Annotated in this window: 11 protein-coding genes; all 11 read left to right on the top strand. The window is 59.8% G+C overall.

Features of this window, described 5'->3' with window-relative positions; all coding sequences use genetic code 11:
* A partial coding sequence (locus KAY22_RS23930; protein ID WP_296625647.1) for a hypothetical protein occupies positions 1–304 on the top strand: 304 nt, incomplete at its 5' end.
* A complete protein-coding gene (locus KAY22_RS23925; RefSeq protein WP_296625646.1) occupies positions 305–607 on the top strand; it encodes a hypothetical protein in 303 nt (100 codons plus the stop codon).
* The gene (locus KAY22_RS23920; protein WP_296625645.1) at positions 607–822 is read left to right on the top strand and encodes a hypothetical protein; all 216 of its coding nucleotides are present in this window, start codon (positions 607–609) and stop codon (positions 820–822) included. Before KAY22_RS23925 ends, KAY22_RS23920 begins: the two co-directional genes overlap by 1 nt.
* A 5-nt stretch (positions 823–827) precedes the next feature.
* The gene (locus KAY22_RS23915) at positions 828–1,190 is read left to right on the top strand and encodes a DUF1064 domain-containing protein (RefSeq protein ID WP_296625644.1); all 363 of its coding nucleotides are present in this window, start codon (positions 828–830) and stop codon (positions 1,188–1,190) included.
* 154 nt (positions 1,191–1,344) lie between these two features.
* Positions 1,345–1,560, top strand: a complete 216-nt coding sequence (locus KAY22_RS23910; protein ID WP_296625643.1) for a hypothetical protein — start codon at positions 1,345–1,347, stop codon at positions 1,558–1,560.
* Positions 1,560–2,261 (top strand): hypothetical protein, encoded by a 702-nt coding sequence (locus KAY22_RS23905; protein ID WP_296625642.1) that lies wholly within the window; start codon positions 1,560–1,562, stop codon positions 2,259–2,261. The genes KAY22_RS23910 and KAY22_RS23905 overlap by 1 nt, the downstream gene beginning before the upstream one ends.
* The gene (locus KAY22_RS23900) at positions 2,261–4,072 is read left to right on the top strand and encodes a toprim domain-containing protein (RefSeq protein ID WP_296625641.1); all 1,812 of its coding nucleotides are present in this window, start codon (positions 2,261–2,263) and stop codon (positions 4,070–4,072) included. The genes KAY22_RS23905 and KAY22_RS23900 overlap by 1 nt, the downstream gene beginning before the upstream one ends.
* Positions 4,073–4,513: a helix-turn-helix domain-containing protein gene (locus KAY22_RS23895; protein WP_296625640.1), complete on the top strand. Its 441-nt coding sequence runs from the start codon at positions 4,073–4,075 to the stop codon at positions 4,511–4,513.
* Between the two features lie 3 nt (positions 4,514–4,516).
* On the top strand, positions 4,517–4,780 hold the full coding sequence (locus KAY22_RS23890) for a hypothetical protein (RefSeq protein ID WP_296625639.1): 264 nt from the start codon (positions 4,517–4,519) through the stop codon (positions 4,778–4,780).
* Positions 4,781–4,787: 7 nt separating this feature from the next.
* Positions 4,788–4,955, top strand: a complete 168-nt coding sequence (locus tag KAY22_RS23885) for a hypothetical protein (protein ID WP_296625638.1) — start codon at positions 4,788–4,790, stop codon at positions 4,953–4,955.
* Positions 4,952–5,215, top strand: coding sequence for a hypothetical protein (locus KAY22_RS23880; protein WP_296625637.1), 264 nt, complete (start codon positions 4,952–4,954; stop codon positions 5,213–5,215). Before KAY22_RS23885 ends, KAY22_RS23880 begins: the two co-directional genes overlap by 4 nt.
* Positions 5,216–5,470: the final 255 nt, after the last annotated feature.

Here is a 5,470-nt window from a genome sequence, read left to right as displayed (position 1 = left end):
CGTACCGCACAAGCCCGTCGATCAGCGCGAGCGCGATCAGGCTATCGCGGCGCTCAGCAGCCTGAATGAAGAACTCACCATGACCGAGGGCAGCATCCTCCGGCTGGAGGACCAGAAGCGTCGGCTGTTGCTCTCGATTGACGGCAGAAAGGCCCAGATCGACGCGTTGGAGCGGCCGTCAATCGAACTCATTGAAAAGTCGGCGGTCGATATCGGTGCGGAACTTGAGCGCAACCTCGCAGCCTCTGGCGATCAGGATGCGGTCGAAGCCAAACCCGAGAAATTCAAGGAAGCGGCTGAGTAGATGAAGCTCCTCGTCGTCGTCACCCTCATTGCACAGCCTTGCATTGTCTCGGCTCACGAAGCGCCGACAGGCTGGCGCTATGGATGGGAGTGCTGCTCCAATCAGGACTGTAGGCAACTGGCCAGCAGCGAAGTGGAGGAAGGCCCGGTTGGGTATCGCATCAGGCTGACGGGCGAGATCATCCCGTACAGCGACGCGCGCATAAAGCTCTCCAAGGACGAGTTCTTCCACCAGTGCACACCGGGCGGAGTGATCGACGCCATCCGTTCCATTTGCCTCTACGTTCCAGATCGGGGCTACTGATGAAGATCTCGATAGAACTCGTCCCACTCAAGCTCTTTTCCGCCCGCATTGCGGACGGCTGGACGATGGTTCCCGGCTATCCTCTGAAGCCCGGCGATTGGGCCGTCACCATGGCCCCTCCAGGGTGGATTCCAAATCTCGGAAAGAACACGAAGCGCGGGGCGAAGTCGGCCCTCGCGACGAAGACGACGAAGCGGGAGGCGCAACTCGCATGACCCGCATGTCCGCCGCCGAATACCGGGATGGCAAGTCAAAGATTGAGAAGCCGAGGAAATTCCGAAACGAACCGATTGTGGTGGACGGACGGCGGTACGCGTCCAAGCGCGAGGCTGCCTACTGCGAGGAACTGATCCAGCTTGAGAAGGCCGGCAGGATCGGCGGCCTTGAGCTTCAGAAGCGTTTCGAACTTCTCGGGCCGACAGGCGAGGTCATCTGCGTCTATGTGGCCGATGCGGCCTTCTGGGATCATGAGCGGGATCGTTTCCGTGTCATCGATGTCAAGGGCGTCGAAACCGAGGCCTTCCAGCTCAAGCGCAAGATGATGCGCGCGCTCAAGGGCATCGACGTGGAGGTGGTGCGCTAATGGCGGCGATCTCTGTTGATAATATGTGGAAAATGAAGCTTGGGGTAATGAAATTACCCTGTGAATTCCGGGTAATAGAGCCACTTTATTTTCAAAGACCCTCAAAGCGGGTGTATTTGGAATGTCGTGTTTCCGCAGTCTGTGGAGAACGGCATTGAGCGCCGACATCATCGACATAACCGAGCGAGCCCGCGAAGCGTGGGAAGCCTACATCTACGCGAAGGACCGCGCGCAACACACCGGCGCGCTTGAAGATGGGCTCAAGGCCGGCCGCGCGTGGCGAACCTTCCTGAACCTATTTGCCGGCGCCGAAAATCAGATCCCCGTTGAGAACAAGATTCTCTCATACCCGTACCAGGAGCGCCGTTGATGGCTCGCATTCGGTCAATAAAGCCGGAGTTCTGGACCAGCGAGCAGGTCATGGAATGCTCGCTGAACGCTCGCCTGATGTTCATCGGTCTGTGGAATTTCTGCGACGACGCGGGCCGACATCCGATGTCCCCGAAGCAAGTCAAAGCGCTGATCTTTCCAGCCGATGACATATCGTCAGACGATGTGTCGAGAATGTTCGCCGAATTGGAGGCGAACGATCTGATACGAATCTATGTGGTTGACGGGAAAGAGTATTTTCAAGTTACCGGGTGGAAACATCAGAAGATAGATAAGCCTCAGTCTCCGAAATATCCAAGCCCAATCTCTGAATGTTCGCCGAATGGTATCGACGGAAAGGATGAGGGAGAGGAAGGGAAAGGAAAGGATAATTCCGAACCTATCGGTTCGGGCGCCGAAGCGCCGATCGATTTTGAAAAGCTGGCGTTCGAGCGGGGCAAGGCGGTGCTGGGACCGTCTGCTGGCGGCGTCATCGCCAAGATCAAGCGGGACAAGGTGAAAACGTGGGCAGAAGCGCTCGAAATCATCGAACAGGCCGCGAAAAAGCAGTCGCCGATGGAATGGGTGCAGGGGCTCTTGCGACGCAAGGAACCCGAGGAGCCTGACCCCTACCGCAACGTTGATTGTGCGCCGCCAACGGCCGAGGAGATCGAACGCTGGAAAGCGCAGGGGCTTTCCTGATGGCCGATATCACCGAGATCAAACGGGCCTTGGCAGACCGGGCGCAGGCGGTAGCCGAAATGCTTCTGCCGGGTGGACGGCGGGAGGGCCAGGAATGGCGTGCCGGCTCGACGGCCGGCGAGAAGGGGCAGTCTCTCGGCGTGCACCTTGTGGGAGCGAAGGCCGGCGTCTGGCAGGATTTCCAGTCGGGTGAAGGCGGCGATCTTCTGGACTTGTGGGTAGCGTCCCGCGGCGGTTCTCTGGCTCAAGCTTTGGACGCCGCCCGCGATTGGTTGGGCATGGCGCGGCCGGAACCATATCGCGAGCCGAAGAAGACCTACACCCGCCCGCCACGCCCGGACTGTCACGCTCCGAACGGCAGGGTGCTCGACTACCTCCGCGAGGTCCGCAACATCAGCCCGGAAGCGATAGCCGCCTACAAGGTGGCTGAGCGCGGCGACGAGATCATTTTCCCGTTTCTTCTGCCGGACGGCACACTCGCCATGGCGAAGTCGCGCAAGGCGGAGGACGGGGCAAAGCCGAAGCCGACCGCATCGGACTGCGAGCCGATTCTGTTCGGGTGGCAGGCGGTACCGGAGAGCGCCAGGGAGGTCATCATCACCGAAGGCGAGATCGACGCGCTTTCATGGGCGAGCTACGGCTTCGTGGCGATGTCCGTGCCGTTCGGAGGCGGCAAGGGCGGCAAGCAGAACTGGATCGAGCGTGAATATGATCGCCTTGAGCGGTTCGAGCGGATCTACATCTCAACCGACATGGATCAGCCCGGAGACGAGGCGGCGGAGGAAATAGCCTCTCGCCTCGGCCGGCATCGCTGCTACCGGGTGAGCTTGCCGAAAAAGGATGCGAACGAGTGTCTGGTATCGGGCCTCGGCGAGTTTGCGATGAAGGACGCCATTACCAAGGCAAAGGCCCTCGACCCGGACGGCTTGAAGCGGCCGATGGAGTATGTCGACCGGGTCATCCATCTCTTCTGGCCGGCACAGGGTGAGCGGCCGGGGTATACGCTGCCCTACGGAAAAATCTCCGACAGGTTCTTCATCCGGCCAGCCGAACTGACGCTCTGGAGCGGCGCTTCCGGAGCAGGCAAGAGCCAGATTCTTTCGGATTGCGTCCCGCACTGGATCAAGCAGGGGTCGCGGCTCTGCATCGCTTCATTCGAGATGAAGGGCGAACAGACGCTCCGCCGCATGTGCAAGCAGACGAGCGGGATCGACCGGCCGACTGCCCCCTACATCGAACGCATCCTGTCCTATCTCGACAATGGGCTTCTGCTCTACGAGCGGGTCGGGAAGGCTGGGGTCGAACCGCTCTTGCAGGTCTTCGACTATGCCCGTGCAAAGTACGGCTGCGATCAATTCATTATCGATAGCCTGATGCGCCTTGGCATCGCTCAGGACGACTATACGGGTCAGGAGAAGGCAGTTTTCCACATCGTGGACTGGACGATCAGGAACAACGTCCATGTTCACCTCGTCGCGCATGCCCGGAAGGGCGACAAGGCGCAATCCGCTCCTGAAACCGAAGACATCAAGGGCGCAATGGAGATCGGCGCAAATGCGTTCAACATCCTGACCGTCTGGCGGAACCGCCGGCACGAGGATGAGGTGCAGGCAGCGAAGACCGAAGCCGAGCGTCAGGAACTCAGTCAGAAGCCCGGCGTCATCCTGAACGTCGCCAAGCAACGCAACGGCGATTTCGAGGGCAAGGTCAGCCTTTGGTTCGATCAGGCGACGTACCGCTACTATTCGTCGGCGGATCGGGGATTGTGGAAGCGCGACTTCATGCATTCGGCAGAGCAGGAGGCCGCATAGATGTTCGCCGTATCCACCAGACACACGGAAGCCGGTGCCAAGCGCATCGCAAGCGAACGTCGCGCAACACCCCGTCGAGATGCGTTGGCGGCAGCCTCTCTAGAATGGGCGAGCAGACAGGCAGCGAAAAAGGAGGCCGAGGATCAGCGCAAGGCGAGGATGGACGCTCTTGCAATCGAGCGCCGCGCTCTGATCAAGCTGGACCGTCCTCCGGGCCATGCGATACGGGCCATGATCGATCTGGTCGCGCGGATGCACGGCGCAACCTATGACGAGGTCATGTCGAAGAGCCGGCGGCATCGGGTGGTCATGGCTCGGCAGGCTGCTATGTGCGCTGTTGCCTACAAGCGGCCCGACTACTCACTGCCGATGCTTGGCAGGATATTCAAGCGCGATCACACGACTGTCCTGTACGCGCTCAGGGTGCGGGGTCTTCGGTGATCCATGCCGCTCAGCCAGCGCCAGAAGGACGAGATCGTGGCGGCCTACAATGCCGGGGAGAGCCCAACGGCGATTGGCCGAAAGTACGGCATCTCGAAGGCCTATGTCATCAAGCTGGCACGGTATCCGTATCGGAAGAAGGAGCGGCCTCCGAAGCCGAAGAAGATGATGAGAATACCTGTGACGAAGGGCAAGATCAAAGCAGCCGATCCGCATGCCATCGGCTCCGGCCGCCGGAACGCCTCCGGTTATCTCAGGCTGATGTGAGGTGGTGATGACCAAGATAGAGGAAATTGCGAAGGCCATCTACGAGCGCCGCAATGGGCATGGCGCGAAGCCTTGGGCTCGTCTGCCGAAGTCGCATCAGGCGCCGTACATTGGCGACGCTCAGGCGGCTGTGGAAGTGATGCGGGACGACATCCTGAACGAGGCCGCGCGATGAGTTGGTACGAATCTGCCAAGGAGCACATCAGCCGCGTTCACAAGACCTTGCCGGATGACGTGTCGTTTGACGACAGGGTAAAGGCAATCCGGGAAGCCTATCCTTGGGGCGAGCGCAGAATGCATCCATACAAAATGTGGCTCAAGGCACAGCGGCAGTATCTCGCGCGCTATGAACCCGATTCTGAAAGCAAGCGCTTCCCGCTTTCTCCACTCGAACGGATGATGAGAAAAGCCAAAGAAAAAACCGCCACCGAATAACCCCGGCAGCGGCTCCAAATCAGTCCCGAACGATCCAAAGCCGCACATAGCACAACAGGCGGCGAAACTCAAAAAAGGGACTGTGGATGGGCAAGGCAAGGACGAAGGCGGATAAACTCCGGAGCAGAAGGGGCAGGCCAAAGCTGCCTCAAACCGAGCGAGAGCCGAACGGGCGCAAATCCCGTCGTCAAGCATCGGTGCAGAAATTCAATCATGACACGGAGATCGGCAATTTGAGCGTAGCAGTGGCGCGGC

The organism is Rhizorhabdus sp. (assembly GCF_018006725.1).
GTDB lineage: Bacteria > Pseudomonadota > Alphaproteobacteria > Sphingomonadales > Sphingomonadaceae > Rhizorhabdus.
This window is presented reverse-complemented; position numbering and strand designations above follow the sequence as displayed.

Coding starts and splice junctions, on each gene's coding strand:
- KAY22_RS23925 (WP_296625646.1), top strand. CDS start 305: ATGAAGCTCCTCGTCGTCGTCACCCTCATTGCACAGCCTTGCATTGTC.
- KAY22_RS23920 (WP_296625645.1), top strand. CDS start 607: ATGAAGATCTCGATAGAACTCGTCCCACTCAAGCTCTTTTCCGCCCGC.
- KAY22_RS23915 (WP_296625644.1), top strand. CDS start 828: ATGTCCGCCGCCGAATACCGGGATGGCAAGTCAAAGATTGAGAAGCCG.
- KAY22_RS23905 (WP_296625642.1), top strand. CDS start 1,560: ATGGCTCGCATTCGGTCAATAAAGCCGGAGTTCTGGACCAGCGAGCAG.
- KAY22_RS23900 (WP_296625641.1), top strand. CDS start 2,261: ATGGCCGATATCACCGAGATCAAACGGGCCTTGGCAGACCGGGCGCAG.
- KAY22_RS23895 (WP_296625640.1), top strand. CDS start 4,073: ATGTTCGCCGTATCCACCAGACACACGGAAGCCGGTGCCAAGCGCATC.
- KAY22_RS23890 (WP_296625639.1), top strand. CDS start 4,517: ATGCCGCTCAGCCAGCGCCAGAAGGACGAGATCGTGGCGGCCTACAAT.
- KAY22_RS23885 (WP_296625638.1), top strand. CDS start 4,788: ATGACCAAGATAGAGGAAATTGCGAAGGCCATCTACGAGCGCCGCAAT.
- KAY22_RS23880 (WP_296625637.1), top strand. CDS start 4,952: ATGAGTTGGTACGAATCTGCCAAGGAGCACATCAGCCGCGTTCACAAG.